The organism is Blautia parvula, assembly GCF_020215665.1.
GTDB lineage: Bacteria > Bacillota > Clostridia > Lachnospirales > Lachnospiraceae > Blautia > Blautia celeris.
The window spans coordinates 3,752,771-3,771,111 of sequence record NZ_CP084061.1 but is presented as its reverse complement, the minus strand read 5'-3'; the positions used below and the strand labels follow the sequence as shown (position 1 = coordinate 3,771,111).

14 protein-coding genes are annotated in these 18,341 nt (G+C 44.1%); 11 read left to right on the top strand and 3 right to left on the bottom strand.

Translation table 11 applies throughout. The features are described from left to right. Positions 1–5: 5 nt before the first annotated feature. The 4 genes from LC508_RS17280 to LC508_RS17265 all read left to right on the top strand — a co-directional run bounded on the left by LC508_RS17280 (position 6) and on the right by LC508_RS17265 (position 5,953). Positions 6–1,301: an RAMP superfamily CRISPR-associated protein gene (locus LC508_RS17280; RefSeq protein ID WP_225305203.1), complete on the top strand. Its 1,296-nt coding sequence runs from the start codon at positions 6–8 to the stop codon at positions 1,299–1,301. Further along, positions 1,298–1,834: a type III-D CRISPR-associated protein Csx19 gene (gene csx19, locus LC508_RS17275; protein WP_033140031.1), complete on the top strand. Its 537-nt coding sequence runs from the start codon at positions 1,298–1,300 to the stop codon at positions 1,832–1,834. The genes LC508_RS17280 and csx19 overlap by 4 nt, the downstream gene beginning before the upstream one ends. A gap of 858 nt (positions 1,835–2,692) precedes the next feature. Next, entirely contained in the window at positions 2,693–4,057 is a 1,365-nt protein-coding gene (locus LC508_RS28390) for a hypothetical protein (protein WP_330425224.1), read from the top strand. Positions 4,058–4,327: 270 nt separating this feature from the next. Further along, on the top strand, positions 4,328–5,953 hold the full coding sequence (locus LC508_RS17265; protein ID WP_147398950.1) for a TM1812 family CRISPR-associated protein: 1,626 nt from the start codon (positions 4,328–4,330) through the stop codon (positions 5,951–5,953). A gap of 297 nt (positions 5,954–6,250) precedes the next feature. Here the strand turns inward: LC508_RS17265 and LC508_RS17260 are convergent, their stop codons facing one another. Next, on the bottom strand, positions 6,251–6,541 hold the full coding sequence (locus tag LC508_RS17260) for an ATP-binding protein (protein WP_199687311.1): 291 nt from the start codon (positions 6,539–6,541) through the stop codon (positions 6,251–6,253). Between the two features lie 511 nt (positions 6,542–7,052). Here LC508_RS17260 and LC508_RS17255 point away from each other — a divergent pair. The 3 genes from LC508_RS17255 to LC508_RS17245 all read left to right on the top strand — a co-directional run bounded on the left by LC508_RS17255 (position 7,053) and on the right by LC508_RS17245 (position 8,697). After that, entirely contained in the window at positions 7,053–7,385 is a 333-nt protein-coding gene (locus LC508_RS17255; RefSeq protein WP_103732892.1) for a PadR family transcriptional regulator, read from the top strand. Further along, positions 7,357–7,869, top strand: a complete 513-nt coding sequence (locus LC508_RS17250) for a DUF2812 domain-containing protein (protein WP_081960172.1) — start codon at positions 7,357–7,359, stop codon at positions 7,867–7,869. The genes LC508_RS17255 and LC508_RS17250 overlap by 29 nt, the downstream gene beginning before the upstream one ends. 78 nt (positions 7,870–7,947) lie before the next feature. After that, positions 7,948–8,697 carry a creatininase family protein gene (locus LC508_RS17245; protein WP_103732891.1) on the top strand — a complete coding sequence of 250 codons (750 nt, stop codon included), beginning with the start codon at positions 7,948–7,950 and terminating at the stop codon, positions 8,695–8,697. Positions 8,698–8,953: 256 nt separating this feature from the next. On the opposite strand, the gene LC508_RS17240 is transcribed toward LC508_RS17245, so the two are convergent. After that, positions 8,954–10,429: an alpha-L-fucosidase gene (locus LC508_RS17240; protein ID WP_103732890.1), complete on the bottom strand. Its 1,476-nt coding sequence runs from the start codon at positions 10,427–10,429 to the stop codon at positions 8,954–8,956. 369 nt (positions 10,430–10,798) lie between these two features. On the opposite strand from LC508_RS17240, the gene LC508_RS17235 reads away from it, so the two are divergent. After that, a complete protein-coding gene (locus LC508_RS17235; protein WP_103733256.1) occupies positions 10,799–11,665 on the top strand; it encodes an AraC family transcriptional regulator in 867 nt (288 codons plus the stop codon). A 151-nt stretch (positions 11,666–11,816) separates the two neighbouring features. After that, positions 11,817–13,829 carry a DUF2264 domain-containing protein gene (locus LC508_RS17230; RefSeq protein WP_118594080.1) on the top strand — a complete coding sequence of 671 codons (2,013 nt, stop codon included), beginning with the start codon at positions 11,817–11,819 and terminating at the stop codon, positions 13,827–13,829. 46 nt (positions 13,830–13,875) lie between these two features. On the opposite strand, the gene LC508_RS17225 is transcribed toward LC508_RS17230, so the two are convergent. Next, positions 13,876–16,122: a helix-turn-helix transcriptional regulator gene (locus tag LC508_RS17225; RefSeq protein ID WP_103732992.1), complete on the bottom strand. Its 2,247-nt coding sequence runs from the start codon at positions 16,120–16,122 to the stop codon at positions 13,876–13,878. Between the two features lie 359 nt (positions 16,123–16,481). Here LC508_RS17225 and LC508_RS17220 point away from each other — a divergent pair, with 359 nt between their 5' ends. Beyond that, entirely contained in the window at positions 16,482–17,426 is a 945-nt protein-coding gene (locus LC508_RS17220) for an ABC transporter permease (protein ID WP_225305202.1), read from the top strand. A gap of 12 nt (positions 17,427–17,438) precedes the next feature. Further along, positions 17,439–18,338: a carbohydrate ABC transporter permease gene (locus LC508_RS17215; protein WP_033140021.1), complete on the top strand. Its 900-nt coding sequence runs from the start codon at positions 17,439–17,441 to the stop codon at positions 18,336–18,338. The last annotated feature ends 3 nt before the right edge of the window (positions 18,339–18,341 follow it).

Sequence of the window (18,341 nt, the reverse complement as noted above, 5' to 3'; positions counted from 1 at the left end):
AGAAAATGTATTATAAGCTGACCTTTTCACAGACTGCTCCGTTGCGCATATCTAATGGGGACGTTGAAAATACGGACAGTGATTTGATGTTGGATTCCCGTGGACTGCCATTTATACCCGGCAGCAGTATTGCCGGAGTCTTGCGTTCCTTCGTACCGGAAAGCGAGGGAGAAGAACTCTTTGGATATATTGGGAAAGATGGTAAAGTGCAGAGAGAAAGCAGCATATTGATAAGTGATGCTGTTTTGCCAGATATATGTAAAAGAAGTGACATACGAATTTCGCATAGGGATGGTGTCGGAATCAATGACAGAGGTACAGCGCTGGATAATGCCAAATATGATTTTGAAGTTGCAGAAATAGCGATGCAATATACTTCTATTTTGGAGTGGACTGGTGATACAAAGAGTGATCAGGGTGCAAAGCAGCTAAATATTCTGACTAAAATTATAGAAAGGTTAGAATCTGACGGAGTTTCATTTGGCGCGCGCACCAGCCGTGGTTACGGTTCTATGGACGTATTTGTCCAGAAAAGGGAATTTGATTTTGGAAAGGGGGGGATAAATTCAGCAAATGTACTGGATGAATGGCTAACTTTTGACCCCTTTGCACCGGATGCCCGGTGGGATATGTACAGTGGTCACATCTCTAAAACGGCAGAGAATTATGATGTTTCTGGTCTTATCATTGAGATGGAATTTAAGATGGCCGGAAGTTTTGCAGTACGCAGATATAAAGAATGTGTGTCGGGGAAAGAGAATTTAGCATCCTCTGTACCGATGAAGTCAGCGTACGGAGCTCCGGTGATTCCCGGAACGAGCTGGGCAGGTGTGTTTCGGCATCATATGCTGGAACTGGCACGGCATATTTCCTGTCCGCAGGATATTCGGGATGATATTAACTTATTATTCGGTGTTGTCAGGGAAAATAATGCAAAACAGAAATCAAATCTGTATTTCAGTGAAACTACGGTGGAAGGCGGGCAATCTTATACTATTACGAGAAATGCATTGGATCGCTTTACAGGCGCACCAGTTTCTCAGGCTCTGTACACCTCAGAATGGTGGCAGGGAGGAAAAGGAAAACTGGTAATCCGCTGTAGGGAAAGGCTGACATCTTTGTTAGGCCAGTTGTTAGCGGTTTCTATCATAGACCTGAACCTTGGACTCCTTACAGCGGGTGGTTCTGGCAGTACTGGACATGGCTGTGTTGAAATTCTTTCACTGAAAGTGAATCATCAGGACAAAACACAGGCTTTGAGCAGAATGGATACTACATTTCTGGAGGTGGAATCGAAATGAATAAGATATGGATAAAAGAATATGGAAATACTCCGGAAAGTGAAATACAAGGTGTCATCAATAGGTATATGCCTGCAGATTCTCTTGGTATTGCTTATTATACAGACCGGTTCCGTTCAGCCGACAAGAAGCATTTGGCAGCCCTGTGCGAGGATATTCCGCACTTGTTGGAACTTCGCTTATTTAATGATATGGGTGAGTTGCTTATACGCCGCAGCCATATTGGCGGAGCATTCGTCTGGAGACTGGCAGATGATAATACATTGGAAAAAGCTGCTGCGCTGGAAACAGATCAGTTCTTGAAAAAGCCCGCGAGTTATTATGTGGAGTATAAACAATATCTGGATATTGACTCTTCTTTTCAATCGGATATTGATAATTATGGATGCCACACACTTCGGACTACCGGTGGCGGATACTACGCCCTGCCTGTAGCCGAAAAACAGAATATGGTGTGTATTAAAGCATATCTGCAGTATGATAAGAATGGTTTGGCGCATATAGCTGATTATCGGCTTGCAGGTTTTTGTTGAGCGAAGGAGGGATAAATAATGGCAAAACTAAAGAATAACCAGACAGATAATATTGATTTTCTGAACCCTTATACCTTCGTTCCGTTCCAGAAAGTACCACCTAAACCTGAAGCATGGGAACAGAAATATTCTTCACCTGAAGACCTGCTGACGGGATGGCTGGATATTGAACTTATACCGAAAACACCAATTATCATACCGGACACAGCACATCGTGAAGAAATAAAGGTGAAAAATAAGAAAGGCGCCGACACAGTACATAATAAATATCCATTTCTTCGGTTGCCGGATACAGATGGTGTACCTGGGATTCCGGGAGGCAGTCTGCGGGGAATGCTCCGCAGTGTATACGAAACATTAACCGGAAGCTGTGTATCTTCATTAATGGATGAAAAACCTATCAGTCAGCGAAATCCATTGTATGCTGGATTCGACAAACGGGGTCTCCTTCACTATGATTTGGCTACAGATACATGGACCCTTCACCGTGCGGTTGTTTACCGGCAAAAATGTGGGAAACGGCAAGTTGAATGCGGAAAATATAAAGGATTTTGTACAGGAGAAAAGGTGTATTTTACATATGACCAGCACAGACTGTTAAATATCGGCAGGACAGTGCAGGATGTTTCAGGAAAAAATGACATTTCATTTTCTTACGATGTGGGATGGCTGCAGTTTAATATACCTATTCAGCAGGACTACAGTGTAACTGTATTACAGCCGGGGTCTGTCGTTCATACCTGGAAAGGAGAAGAATATTCGTCAGATAGAAAATTATTATCTGCACTTAGCCGGGATGGTGTTGTGGATAATTCATCCGAATCGCCTAAGCCCATGAAAGATTTAAAGAATAAACTTATGGAGGCAAAAAACGGAGGGGATAATTATGTTCCTGTTTATTATCTGACTTTCGAGAACAAAAGGGGAACAGAAGTCTATTTGTCCGGAAGCTCTATCGGACGTGTTGGACGTAATAGGAAGTGGAAAGAGATAATGGGCAGTTATGCACCCTGCGAAAAAATAGATTTTCTTTGTCCGGCCTGCCTTCTTTTTGGTACGAAGGCTGACGGTGGTGTAAGAGGGAGGCTTCGTTTTACCGATGCAGTACCGATGAATCCTGAAAAGATAAAGTCAGAATTACATACGCTGCAGATATTAAGCACTCCGCGTCCTTCGGCCTTTGAATTTTATCTCAATAAGCCGGCAGCAGATGCTGCATACTGGAACTTTGATTATTATAGTGTGACGGTGTATGAGGACGGGAAAGGGCATCCGGAATTTTATCCGGTGGAGACTATGATGCCTCGTGGGAGAAAATATTATTGGCATCACAGAGAAGCTGCTGAGGATGCTGTTATCAGATCCAATCAAAATGCTACGATGGAAGCTGTATCGGGAGAAAATTTTAAATTTAGAATGTATTTTGACGGAATCCAGCCGCAGCAGTTAAGTGATATGATATGGACCATCACTTTTGGTGAAAACAGTGCAGATAGTACAAGACTACACAAGATCGGACATGCAAAACCTCTTGGTTATGGTAGTGTGAAACTTCTTATAACGAATGGTGCAATCAGGAAGGTTAAGAAGACAAAGACAGGCTTGTCAGCAGAATTAGTACCGCTTAATATTGATGTGAATAAGGCAGGGGGCACTAATTGCGGAATCACTATGGGAGAATCGGGAATCTCATTGAATGCAGAGCTCAAAGCTGATGAGTCACGGAAAAAAATAATGAATAACATTTTAAAAATATGTGATGCTGATGTCAGTGAGAATCTGAACATACGTTATCCGGTCAAAGTTACAAAAAAGGGAGAGGAGGAAATCTTTGAATGGTTTTCTAAAAACCGAAATGTAAATAAACATCATATTTCACCGGATACCCTGCCGAATCCAACAGACAAAAAACTTACATTGAGAGGGACGGTCTTATCATCTGATTCAGCGCAGGGGAAAAAGAATGCGGACAGCACTGATGGCGAGGGAAAGTATGCTGATAAAGCGAATCAGGGAAATAAAATGGGTGAATCTCGGAAAGTAAAAGCTGTAGTACTGAGGATTAATGCAAAAGGGAATTGCAGACTTAAACTTCAGGGCAAGGAGTCAGAAGGGCAGTTCAATACAAGAGGAAAATCATATTCATCTGGTTCAGAGATAGATGTCTATATTACAGGATACAGCGATAAGTATGATGTGTATTGGGTAAAACCGTTAGAATAATTAAATATTATTCAGCAAATGTATTTCCGGTGAATTGTAGGTGCGGTATATTGCTTTGCTGGGATATAAAATGCATTTTTTCCGATATTGTAGGTTTAGAGTGTGTTTGAAGATTGTGGGAATAAATTTTCAACACACTCTAATAATCCATTCGGCCAGAAATTTTCAGCTATAACCTGTGAGGCTTTAAAATATTTGCATGTTAAATACTGTCATAAAATTAACTGCAGATATTAAAATCTTATTTAAAATGTAAAGGTGTACGTGTATATGATAAAGGGGAATAATATGATGAATGCTCGGAATAGTCAGGAACTTGAGTCGAAAAAGGAAGGTACAGTACCAATGCCCAGAGAAACGGTTGCAGTAATACCGGATATTTCAGATAGTGTATTGCATCGATTTAAAGCAAATAATATTTTGTTGTTGAATATGAGTATATTACGTAGTGACGGGAATATTACAGAAAGCTCATATTGTTATAACGGAATTACAGTTAAAGGATTCGGACAATTGGAAGCGGTTCCTAAATTATTAATAAAGGAAGGTAAAACGCCGGATATTATCATTATACTTGCATCAGCTGCTACGAGAAAAGAAGTGGATTTTTCTATTCAAAGTGAAGATAGTACAATTGCAAAACGAGGTTCGGCAGTAGACTTTTTTAAAGAGCAAATAGCTGAAGCGAGTGGAAATTCTGTTTCCTTTAAAGTGGTAGAACTGGATAAAAGAAATGCATCTCATGTGGAGCATTTAAAAAATGGAGAAAATCGAGAGCAGGAATTGAATAAAAAAGACGTTGTTTCCGCAGTAGGAAATGTAGTTGATATTATCCGATTATTAAAACGTAATAATGAGAAAATTAATTTGTATTTAGATATTCATGGCGGTCCAAGGGAAGATCAGGTGGTAATTGAAGCTATTATTAATCTGCTTGCTATGGAAGATATCTGCATTACAGATGCGTTTAGTATTAGTGGTGGTGGTCAGAATGTTCCTATTATGAACGTTACCGAACTCTTTAAAATCTTTAACTTCGTATCAGCAATGAATGAGTTTACGAACTTTGGACTGGGTAAAAGTATAAAGGAATATGTGAATGGACTTTCAAGAGAGGCATATGAGGACGAATTTTATAAGGAAATATCCAACGGTATTGGAAGAATTTCAGATGCATTGCTGTTGTGTAGAGTAAACGAATTTGAGAGTGCTCTAGATAGTATGCAGAGGATTATAGAAAAACGCGATCATAAAATAGTAATAAATGATTACCTGGATATATTTATTAAAAATATTAAAAATAATTATGGCATTTTGCTGCAAAAAAATAAAAGAAATCTGCAAAACGAAGTGCTTTGGGCATATAAAAAAGGATTTTATCAGCAGTGCCTTGCAATCATTGAAGCAAAAACACCGGAATATGTATTTACAAATTTTTTTGAATACTCTGAAACAGATGGGGTGAAATGTGAAATATGGAATAAACAGAATAATTGCAGAGAGAAACAGATAAGTAAGCGGTACTTTTTAAACCGTATTTCAAGAGGAAGATGTAAAGATTCGGTAGAATCACAGTATGAGTATTTATCCAAAACATTGTTGTATTCAAAGAGAAAAATTAACAAGTGTAAAAAATATGAAGTCATAGACTACGAACTAGAATATAACGAAAAAGAAAAATATGATATTATATTTTATTGCAAATTTACGCAAGGTAAAGATTTTGCGAGATTTTTGAAAGAGTGGAAAGTGATTAAGGCAATCCGTAATAACGTAATGCATTTGAGAGAGGATGAAAAAGTTTTTATTAATCAAGAAAAGGTGTGGGTGACACTTACAGTCGTTCATGATCAAATAAAAGAATATCTACGTTTACTTAATAAACTTAAAATATAATAGTTAAGTAAAAAAATTTATAGTCTCTGTATATGAGAAAGTAACTGCAATTGGTGGGATGACAGGTGAGATGATTTTATGTACAATTGTATTGGAAAGTATAGGATGGTATGAAGGCAAGATATTTGTATTACACAGGGGGGCTGTAGATTACGACCGTACAGGGCCGTAATCTACAGATGCCGATATTATTAATTATAAATGCAGCAGCCAGTCGATCACATTTGTCAATTTAATACCGTTGTAATTGGATGGATTCCAGCGGACGCATTTCTCTGGAAAAAGTTTCATCTGCGGTCATTCAGCTGTTACCTGGAAATAGGTGTATGCATTTTGATTCCTGGCAACAAAATCTACTTCTGTGTTGCCGAGTTTTCCAATATTAACTTGATAACTGCGACGAAGCAGTTCAAAATAGACAATATTCACGATTGAAAATCCCAAAACATACCGCTGCGGCGGAAGGATATATCCACTAAGTCCCAAATCAACAATGAACCATTTGGAATTGGTTTTTAAGAGCTGCTTTCCTACGATATCAAAATGGTCTGCTTTGTAGAAGATAAAGGATTCAGAGAGAGCTTCCATATAATCACTTACAGTATTGGCAGATATTTTTCTCCCGTTGGATGTGAGATAATCATTTTTACAGAAATGAGACTGCCGACAACACTGGAAAGATAGCAGGCTATTGGCTTTAGAAGAGCAATATCTGTAATTTTTCTTTTATTCGGGTCATTTTCACGGCGGATCTGCCGGTCTTCCATATACTTAATAATAACTGTATTATAAATGCCTTTCAGATAGACGTATGCTTTTTCCGAAGTTTTTTTCATGGCGGACAGATAATGGAAGCCGCCATATTGCATATATTCTGCAGATACAATGTCTGCATACCTTCCTGTGTCCTCCATGGTGTAGTAATACAGAAAGCAAAAGGGGAGCATGGAAATTTCAATGTATCTTCCGGTAAGGAGGGTTGTGAGATCACTGGGAAACAAATAAAATTCCGAAATCGGAATTACAATTACCTCTTGCGTTATGCCTCCCAAAGAGATATAATGATATTACACTAAACGTAATAAAGAAGGGAATATGCATGCGCGAATGCGGAAATGAAATATTGACCGAAATCTCCTATCTGGTATTGCTGGCATTCTGCAGTCCGAATCATGGATATGGAGTTATGCAGTTTCTGGAGGAGCACACAGAAGGCAGGGTAAAACCCGGGGCAGGAACACTTTACGGGGCAGTGAATGCGCTGCTGAAAAAGGAGTGGATCGCTCTATATGCCCGGGATGACAGGAAAAAGACGTATTTGATCACAGATCAAGGCAGAACTGTTTTGGAAAGGGAAGTGAGAAGGCTAAAGCTGAATTACACATTGGGACAGCAGATATTGAATGGAGGGGATGAGAATGGAAGTGACTAAATTTTTTCTGTCCATAGAAAAGGAAGAAAAGTGGCTGAATGATATGAGCAGTGAAGGCTGCCGTTTCGTCGGAAAGCACGGATTCTCTTATAAGTTTGAGCCCTGCGAAAAAGGGACATACCGGTACTGTATAGACCAAAGGGGATTTCTTAAAAACAGTGAGGAGTTTGTGGGATTTTTAGATGAGTTAAATATGAAGCTTGTTCATAAACAATGGGGATTCTACTATTTTGAAGCAGATAGAAGCTGCAGTACGGAAAAAATATATACGGACATAAAATCTAAGTCCAGTTTTTACCTTCGATGCATTTTATGGCTTGCGTGTATCGGAATATTAAACATCTCCATAATAAACCATGCAAATGGTCCCTATTTTTTAAATATTTCAATTCCTATAGTTGCAAATACGGTTGTGTTATGCCTGGTATTGTCTGCAATATTGAAATACGTTTGGAATATCCTTTTGCTGCATCTGAGAAAGTAGTTTGGTATTATGCCGGAGTATATTAAAAAACTTCATGCATCCATACAAAGAAGAGAATAAAAGAGGAGGAAATACCACATGACAGAAAAAGTCCTGTACGAAGAGCTATGCCCGGCAGAATTTCAGGACCGGCTGCAGGCGTGCCCTGTAGCGTACCTGCCGCTGGGGACGCTGGAATGGCATGGTCCCCATCTGCCCCTGGGAGCGGACGGAATTCAGTCTCAGGAATTATTTATACGGACAGCAGAAAGGATAGGCGGAATCGTATTGCCGAAACTCTTTCTCGGGCCTGACCGGTTTTACCATGCCCCGGAGAGGGAGCTTTACGGTATGGATATCTGCACAGGCGGGACCATAGTGCCTTATGAAATGCAGCAGCTTCCCGGAAGTGCCTACTGGATGCCGGATGAGGAGTACCGAGGAATGATTCTGCGTATTGGAGCCAATCTGTCCAGAGCAGGATTTAAAATTCTTGCTGCCCATGGCCATGGGCCGTCCATTCGGCAGTTTGGTGCTCTGAAAGAAGAACTGCACAGCAAATGCGGTCTGATCGGGGTGACAGCTTTTGATTTCATGGAAGATGACAGGCTGAGATTTCAGAATGACCATGCTGCGGCCAATGAGACTTCCATTACCATGGCGGTCCGCCCGGAACTTGTTCAGCTTGAAAGGATTCGGAACGGAGAGGAACTGCCCATAGCTGTGGCAGGGGCTGACCCGAGGACAGATGCCTCACGGGAATACGGAATGGAAATATTGGAGATGAATGTAAATGCCCTCTGCCGGGGAATCGGAGAGCTGCTGAACAAGGAAAAACTTACTTTGTAATGGCGAGAGGGTGCGAAGATAATACTGTTCAAGTTTAATGGTATATGCCCTGCCGAAAGTACGGGAGGGACTCATCTGCCGGTTTTTGCGGAGACAGGTAAGAACTGCTGGTTAGAGTCACCGTTTAACTGTGATTACGGAGGAGGAAAAGAACATCAAATGCCCCATAAATGTCATGATACAGGCACTTATGGGGCATTTTTACCATTAAAGTTATGACAAATGGCTGTGCGTCTTCTGCCATCCGAAAGAGCGGCTATTTGATTGCAATCTTAAACACTACGGGTTTGTCGGATCTCACATTCTGCGTTTCTATTTCCAGCCCGTTTTCTGTTCTTTTCCATATCGGGGATTCCTCAAAACCCAGCACTTCCACATTTTCAATGATGCCGTGGAATTTCGGCAGTCTGGATGCATCCTGTTCGGCCAGGGATTTTATGACAATGCGGCCGTCTTCAGGATAGGAAAGGCAGGCGGCATAGAGGTGTGATCCCTTAACTGTGAACCGGAAATCCTCTTTTGTAAAGACTTTGTCCTTACCATCTGTAAACTGCCCTTCTTCCACCTTTGTGGGACCTTCCGCGGCAGTGCGCCACACGCGGGAGCCGTAAATGGCCTCACCGTTTGCCTCCAGCCATGCTCCGATCTGCAGGAGTATCTCCGTGTCCTCCTCCGAGATGGTTCCGTCTGCCTTCGGGCCTACATTCAGCAGAAGATTTCCGTTTTTGCTGACCACATCCACCAGGTCACAGAGGATATCCTTTGCCTTTTTAAATTCATTATTCTCTGTATAGCACCAGGAATTTTTGGCGGCAGCAGTATCTGTCTGCCAGTAAAATGGCTGTACGTCAGCAAACTGTCCCCGTTCAATATCCACCAGGGCGGTGCCGAACATGAAGGCATCGTGTTTATAGGCGATCACAACCTCTTCTTTCCACTCTGCGGCGCGGTTGTAATAATAGGCAGCGATTTTCTGCAGATAGGGTTTGGCGCTGCTGTGCTGGATCCACCAGTCAAAATACAGCTCTTTTATGTGGTAGCGGTCTATAAGCTCACAGGTCCGCACCATCCAGTCCTCCAGGAATTCTCTGGTGGGGACGGGTTCGCTGAATAAATCCTGATGGTCTCCCTCCGGCATGGCAGGCCAGTATAGATCTCCCTCTTTTTCAGAACCGGTGATATCGCTGTCAAAATCCCGCCCATGTCCCATAAAAAACCAGTGTTCAATACGGTGGGTGGAGGCTCCGTTCACCAGCCCGTTTTTATGCATTTCCTCTGTCAGTTCTCCCAGAACATCACGGTGCGGGCCCATTTCAAAGGCGTTCCAGTGGGAAATATCGCTGCGGTACATCTGGAAGCCGTCGTGATGCTCTGCAACGGGAACAACATATTTGGCCCCGGCCTTTTTAAACAGGTCTATCCAGGCAGCGGCGTCAAAGTGTTCCGCTTTGAACAGGGGAATGAAATCCTTGTAGCCGAAGTCCTTCTGATCTCCATATACCCGGCGGTGGTGTTCATATTCCGGACTGCCCTGTATGTACATATTCCGCGGATACCATTCGTTTCCGAATGCGGGTATAGAGTAGGCGCCCCAGTGAATAAAAATACCGAATTTTGCATCCCGGAACCAGGCGGGGGTCTCGTGGGCAGAGAGGGAATCCCAGTTGGCTTTGTATGGCCCTCTGTTAATGACATCTTCAATTTGCTGTAAATACATTTCTTTGCTGTACATAGGCGTTCTCCTTTCCGTAACTGTCTCTATTGTATGTCCCGGCACAGGAAATAAAAAGACAGAAAAGCGTCCAGTTTTCTGTCAGGATGTCGTTATTTTCAGGGTGAGGACACCGCGTGCTCAAAACCGGTTTTCATATACGCGGAAAGCATGTATAATTACAAAAAAGGTGTAACTATTCAGCCAGCTGAATAGTTACGGGTATTCGCCCATTAAAAATCGCTTTGCGATGGGACGAATACCTGCTACCACTACTCTTATGCACGGTCAGCGCAGTAAATGCGCAGACCTGACTGAACAGTTATAAAAAGGTAACGATTCCGCCGGCTGAATACTTACCAAGTAAAGCTTCTGAAAAGAGGAAGAAGAATGGCAGATGTGAATTACAAAGTGAATCTGGACGGTGTACCGTTTCATATAGTATCTGTGGGACATGGAATCACAGGTCACATTAAGATGCACGTGCACAGCATAACCAGCTATGAAATTCATTATGTAGAATCAGGAGAAGGTATACTGCGCCTCCGTTCGGGAGAGCACGGACTTAAAAAGGGGACCTTTTACCTGACAGGACCGGGAGTGGCACATGAACAGATCACAGTGTCCCGGGAGCCTATGGAGGAGCTGGTCCTCTATTATACGGTTCCTCTGTCCTGCAGGGCGCAGCCGCAGCGGGAGGACTGGATGGAATGCCTGCTGGACCAGCGTTTCTGGATTGGAGATGATGCGGGGGAGGTGTCGGATATCCTCCGGGGGATAATCCGTGAGACAGAGAGGAGACCTGCCGGGTTTCAGGCAATGATACCGCATCTGGCAGGCCAGCTTTTTATCACACTTGGCAGGATGTACCGGGCAGGGCAGCCCGAGCAGGGGGAAGTGTACATGCCATGCTCCGATGAGGGGAAATATCTGCAGATAGAAAGAATGTTTCTGGACGACCCGGTACATATTACCATACACGGACTGGCAGAAGCGCTTGGGCTCAGTGTGCGTCAGGTGCAGCGCCTGATGAAGAGCCATTATGGAATCACATTCCGACAGATGCAGATGGATAATAAACTGGAGCTTGCCTGCCGTCTGCTGGAGGATACCCGTGATTCTGTGGAAAAAATTGCAGAGAAGACCGGGTTTTCCGCGGCGGATTATTTTGGGTACTGCTTTAAAAAGAAATACGGAATGTCTCCCGGTAAGTTCAGGAAAGAGGCGGGAAAAAGACCGTGGATACCCGAGGAATAGTGTACGGTATTTGCAATGTTTTGTATAAAAATAGGAATAAAAAAATTCTTTATTCATGATATCATTCTATGGTGCTGTATACAGCAATACATAACACTGTCCCGGCTGTATAATATCTATACATCAGAGTCCGGGCAGGGAGAGGAGATACATGAAGTTCAGAATAAATAACCCGGATCATGAGAAAAGTCCCTATACCGGAATGGGAAGAGAACACTGGCTGGATGCTGCTCAGTTTCTGTTAGAAGGGATTTTCTCCAACATCGGGGATTTTGACACGCCCATATACTGTCCGAGAACAGAATTTACGGTCAGTTATCCAAATAAAAACAGCGGGGAATGGAAAGCATTCGCCGCCAGATTCGAGGGCCTGGCGAGGAGCTTTCTGATAGCGGCTCCGCTTCTTCACAACAGGCCGGAGGCTGAGGCAGGGGGATTTTCCGTAAAGGAGTATTACAGAGAACATATCCTTCGCGCAGTCACAAAGGGAACCGGGGATTATATGCTTACCTACAGAGAGCTGGATGCCATGTCCGGGGAAAAGGAGCATTGTTTTCAGCATACCTGCGAGTGCGCGTCGCTGGCGATTGGCCTCTGGCAGTGCAGGGAAGTTATATGGGATTCCTACACACAGCAGGAAAGGGATAAAATAGCGGGGTATCTGCGCGAATTCGGAGACGCGAGGACAGTGCCCCACAACTGGCGTCTGTTCAATATGCTGATCTTAGGGTTTCTGTGGAGCCAGGGATATGAAATTGATGAGCATAAGATGAAGGATCATGCCCAGACAATTCTTTCCTACTATGCCGGTGACGGCTGGTTCAGGGACGGACACCGTTTTGATTATTACAGCCCCTGGGCTTTTCATGTGTATGCTGCACTCTGGAATGTGTGGTACGGGTACGAGAAAGAACCGGATATGGCAGAACGGATAGATGCGTATTCCAACTGCCTTCTTCAAAAATACACGGGAATGTTTGACAGAGAGGCCCATGTGACCATGTGGGGAAGAAGCGGTATCTACCGGAATGCCGCCACTGCGCCCTTTGCCTCAGTGTTCTTCCTGAAAAGACACGAGATGGACCCCGGACTTGCCAGGCGGATCAATTCCGGAGCGCTTCTGCAGTTCATACAGAACGACAAAGTGTTTCAAAACGGTGTGCCTGTTCTTGGGTTTTACGGGGAGTTCCCGCCCATGCTTCAGGATTACAGTTGTGCAGAGAGTCCCTTTTGGATGGCAAATCCGTTCCTCTGTCTGAATCTTCCGAAAGACCACCCCTTTTGGACTGCGAAGGAGAATAACGGGGACTGGGACACTTTGAGGGAGGACGCGTACAGCTCTTATGTTATGGACGGACCGGGCATCGCGGCCTTTCATCAGGGTGCCAACGGGGCGGCGGAATTCTGCACAGCTAAAAATGTGTTCCACCCGCAGGATGATTACATCAAGGCATATATACGTCTGGCGTTTCACAGCCGTTTTCCCTGGGAGGATTTTGACCGCCGGGGGGCAGAGGCCATGCAGTACAGCCTGCAGTTCGATGGGGAGCATCAGGCGCAGATTCCCAATATCATGCTGTATGGCGGGGTGCGGGACGGCGTGCTGTACCGCCAGGAGTATTTTAACTTTCAGTATAATTTTCAGGGGCTGGCATGTATGGATCTGGCGGATATTCCACTGCCTAACGGTATCCTGCATGCGGATAAAATGAGGATACATGAGAAACCCTTCACCCTTACTTTGGGAGCGTATGGTTTTCCGAAGGAGGGGAACGTACAGACAGAGCGCAGGTCAGATGGCACAGCGCAGGCCTTGATCGTGAAAAATGAAAAGCGGAGCCTGGCCTTTGTGAGTTATACCGGCTTTGACAGCGTTGAAATGAAGGAGCGCACAGGCGTAAATGCAGTCGCTGAGAGAAGTATTCTGCTTTACGGAAAATGCAGAAGAGAAGAGTATTATGAGTACAGGCCCTATGTGATGGTCTATGCTGTTCTGACCGCGGAGGGCAGGGAGTTTACCGGGGAGGAATTGTTCCCTGTCAGTGAAATCAAGTTTCAGGATGAGGAGCAATGCGGAGCTGCAGGGCCTGTGAGAATCACGCTGCGTTCAGGGAGAACGGTCTGCGTGGATTATGAAGGGCTTGAAGGTAATTTAAGTCTTTAGACAGGCACGTTTATGAACAAAAAAATGAGTCCGGGTTTTCCCGGACTCATTTTTTTGCTTTATCAATAACATGTTCCGCATACTTCTGCGGTGTCATTCCCGTATATTTACTGAATACCCTGATAAAGGTATTGGAACTGTTGAAACCGGTCATAGCACTTAAATCTTTTGTTTTTAAAGACGGGTCCTTTTCCAGCAGCGCCCTGGCCTGATTGATGCGGTAATTGTTCAGGTAATCCTTAAAGTTATTGTCACTGAGCTGTTTAAAGAGAATCCCGCAGTATTTGGGGGAGATGTTGAACTGGTCTGCCAGGTCGTTGAGCATGATATTGTCCCTGTAATTCTGATGGATATAGTCAAGCATGCGGGACAAAATAGCTTCATCCTGTGTCTGGCTGCGCCTGTTTTTCTCCTTTATGATCTCAGAGATGACGGTTTTGATGCCTGTTATGGTCACGGAATCGGCCCAGTGTGTGTACCAGTGTTCATAATCAATGGACCGGCCGATAAATTCCTCGGGGCTTGTCTTAAGCTCCTGAAAAACCCTGTTTATGGTTCCAATCAGAGCGTAGACAAAGTTCTGGAGAACCTCCATGGACAATACCTTGTGGACAAGATTTTCCCGGATCAGGCTGTCGAACAGTTCCATTGCCTGTTCCTGGCCGTTGATGATCTCCTGGATCAGCTTGTTCTCCGTTGAGAGAGGATAAGAATAGGTGGCGGAATCTATAGCGGCGATCTGTTCGTGGGTAATGATCTTGTCATGGGGGAGCATGGGCAGATACTCTGCTATTTTCAGCGTTTCCTGATAACAGTGGTAGAGATTTTCAAATCCCCGTCTTACTGTGCTGAGCACGGTCTGTTCCTCCCAGTATTTGCCTGATTCGTCACCTTCCATAGGCGCGGACAAAGCCCTGGCGGTCAGTAGTTTTGCGCTCTCCATACTGTCGGTTTTCAGGATCAGGGCGCAGCGGTACATGGAAAGCTTCACGAATACAATATCATCTCTCTTTACGCAGTTCTGGAAGATCAGGTTCTTGTACATTTCAAGCTGGCAGAATCCGCTGTCATCCAAAGTCTGGGAGGCATCCGGTGAAAAACATATAAGCCCCACACAGAACAGGCTGTTGTCAGGGAAATACGGTTTTTCTTTGGGGGCCAGATATCCATTGGGGTCTGTGAGCAGATTCTGGTAATACTGCTGGGCCAGAAGGGTGTTGGTGGTCTTCCTGGTTGCCATCAGGCTGTGGTTCAGACTCTGCATCTTTGCCAGGTTGTCGTTCAGGATCTGGAATTCATCGTAGCTTTTGGAATCTTTCTCTATATGAGGCTGCAGTACCTCGTATATGGGGCGGTACAGAAGGTTCACCACATAATAAAAGGCAGCGCTCAAAAGGATAAAAATGACCAAAACCGCCAGAAGAAAGAGGAATATGTTCATGGCATTGAAGCTATACCGGTCATACAGGTAAGAGATATTCCAGTTCATAGACAAAAGGTGGGCGTTGGCTATGTAATAACCGGATTTTTTTACGATATCCCTGCCTGCGTCCAGATCTGTTCCAAGGGATGTAAAGAGAGACACGTCATTTTCATCCAGGGAACTGGGGATAAACAGACCGTCCGTGTTGGAAATCCAGTATTTTTCCGGTGTGGCAGTACCCACAAGGGAGCTTATGGGGATATCAGCCATGTAAATACAGGTGCGCGGCTGCTTATACCCCTTGATCAGATAATAAAGGGAAGCCAGCTCGCCCCGGTCATTGTAATGCGGAATCACATAGGGAAACATATTTTTATCAAAATATTCCTGTATATCTGTCAGATCATCTTCCGATAATCCCTTTTTCTTTAAAAATTCAGAGACAGAGAAAGAACCCTCAGGGGACAGGACACTGGAATGTGTGTTGTCATCAAGATCTGTCTGTCCGTTGTTGAGCAGAAGATACACCTGAAAGCGTGTTTCCACAGCGCCTGCGTATTTGAGAAGCGCTTTCTGTGCCCGGGAGGAGAGCAGATAAAAATCACGTGTGCCCTCTGAGACAGACCATTCCTTGATCAGGGAATCATTTACGATATCCGTCATGGTGTTGGATATCTCTTTCAGAGAGACTGCGCTCTTTTCCTCCAGGATCGTGCGGGATACAGAGATGGAGGTCTCATAATTCTCTTCTGAGCGCTGAGTCAGCAAGATGCCTGAGACGGAGGCCAAAACAAGAGTCACCACAGCGGCCAGAAGCAGGAATACGATTTTCAGTTTTTGGTGATATAATCCGGATGGCTGTTTCTGCATATCTGCTGTCTCCTTTTTTCTTTGATCCGCGTCAAGTTCCCGCTGCCAGGTTTATGTGCGAAATGGAAGGGGGATTTTCCTGACGAGATTAAATTATAATTGCATTTTGTTGATAATTCAAGTGGAAGCGCCTTTATTTATGGGCCTTGGGATAAAATGGTGATGATTTGAAAAATGGTGATGCCCCGGAAACAAGCGCTTCTTTGAAAAACAGGGACGAAGTGAAAAATGTGTATCCCAAAAACCCGGAAGAAAATAAGCCGTGGAATTTGATGATTTACATTTCAAAAAATTTCCGTTAAGGTGTGGATATCGACTCGAAGCGCTTCGATAAAGGAGAAAGGAGAGAGAAGAGGACTTTGGCTAAACAACAAATAAAAATACAGAAGAAAAGAAATTTTTCTTTTGTCATAAAAAAGATAGCTTCAAGTAAGGAATTATACCTTCTGCTGCTTCCCGGTATTATATGGTATCTTCTATTTGCTTACCGCCCAATGACAGAACTCAAGATAGCATTTTACGACTACAATGTATTTCAGGGTATTAAAGGAAGTACATTTGTGGGACTGCAGAACTTTATGGAATTTTTCAGAGGGAAGGATTTTCCCAGGGTATTAAAGAATACCTTAATGATCTCCTTCTGGCAGCTTTTGATCTGTTTCCCGCTTCCGATTGCCCTGGCAGTCTGTGTGACGGAGATGAAGAACAAGTTTGTCAGCAGGATGACACAGATGTCCACATTACTGACACATTTCATATCAGTCGTGGTTGTCTGCGGTATCGTGATCAACTTCCTGTCTCCAAGTACGGGGGTCATCAACCTGGTGCTGGAGAAAATCGGTGTGGACCCTGTATACTTTATGACGAAACCGGAATATTTCAAGGGAATCTACACATTAATGACCTTATGGCAGAACGCGGGATTTGACGCCCTGGTGTATATCGCGGCGATCATGGGAATTGACCCGCAGCTTTATGAGGCGGCAACCGTGGACGGCGCGGGGAAAATGAAGAAGATTTTCCATGTGACGATTCCCGCCATTGTGCCCACGATCGTGACGATGCTGATCCTGAAGCTGGGAGGTATTATCAAGGTGGGATACGAGGCAATCTTACTGTTATACCAGCCGGCAACGTATTCTGCGGCTGATGTGATCTCTACATATTCTTATCGTCTGGCATTTGAGAATGGAAACTATGGGCTGTCTGTTGCTGCGGGACTCTTTGAATCCGTGGTGGCATTTATCATGGTAATTCTTGCAAACAGATTCAGCAAGAAGATTTCCGATAACGCGTTATGGTAAGGGGGAAGAGAGATGGCAGGAAATAAAAGAAAACAGGGGCAGGTCATCGGAATGGGAGAGCGTGTCTTCAATGCGGTAATGATCGTTCTCGGTATCGTAATCACATTCATTGCCCTGTACCCCATATATTATGTATTGATCTCCTCCTTCAGCAAGCCTTTCTTCGTGGAGAATGGGGATGTGCTGCTGAAGATCAAAGAATTTACCACAGCCAGCTATGAAGCTGTGTTTAAGAGGGACGGACTGTGGACTTCCTATGGCAATGCCATTTTCTATACCGTGTTCGGACTCATGGCAAATATGTTTTTTACCACGACCATGGCATACGCATTGTCCAAGAAATATCTGATGGGAAGAAAGCTTCTGACCCTGTTTACGGTATTCACCATGTGGTTCAGCGCAGGTATTATTCCGACTTACATGAACTTCAACAACCTGGGTCTGCTGGATACAAGGACAGCGATCATTTTCGGATTTGCCATTGAGACCTATAACCTGATCATTATGAAGAGCTTTTTTGAACAGGTACCGGAAGCGCTGGAGGAAGCGGCATTCATTGACGGGGCAGGGCATTTCAGGGTATTCTGGAATATATATCTTCCCCTTTCCAAGCCGGCGCTTGCCACAGTGGGGCTATTCTATGGTATCAGCCGCTGGAACGGATACTTCTGGGCAATGCAGCTTTTGAAAGATGACAATAAGATACCCCTTCAGGTTTTCCTGAAAAAACTGATCGTAGAGCGGGTTTCCAATCCGTCGGATGCGGCTATTGTGACAAAGGCATCCTTAACATCACCAACTACACAGGTATACGCACTGATCATTCTGGCAATCGTTCCGATGATCGTGGTATTCCCGTTCATTCAGAGATATTTTAAAACAGGCCTCACCGTCGGCGGTGTAAAAGGCTGATCA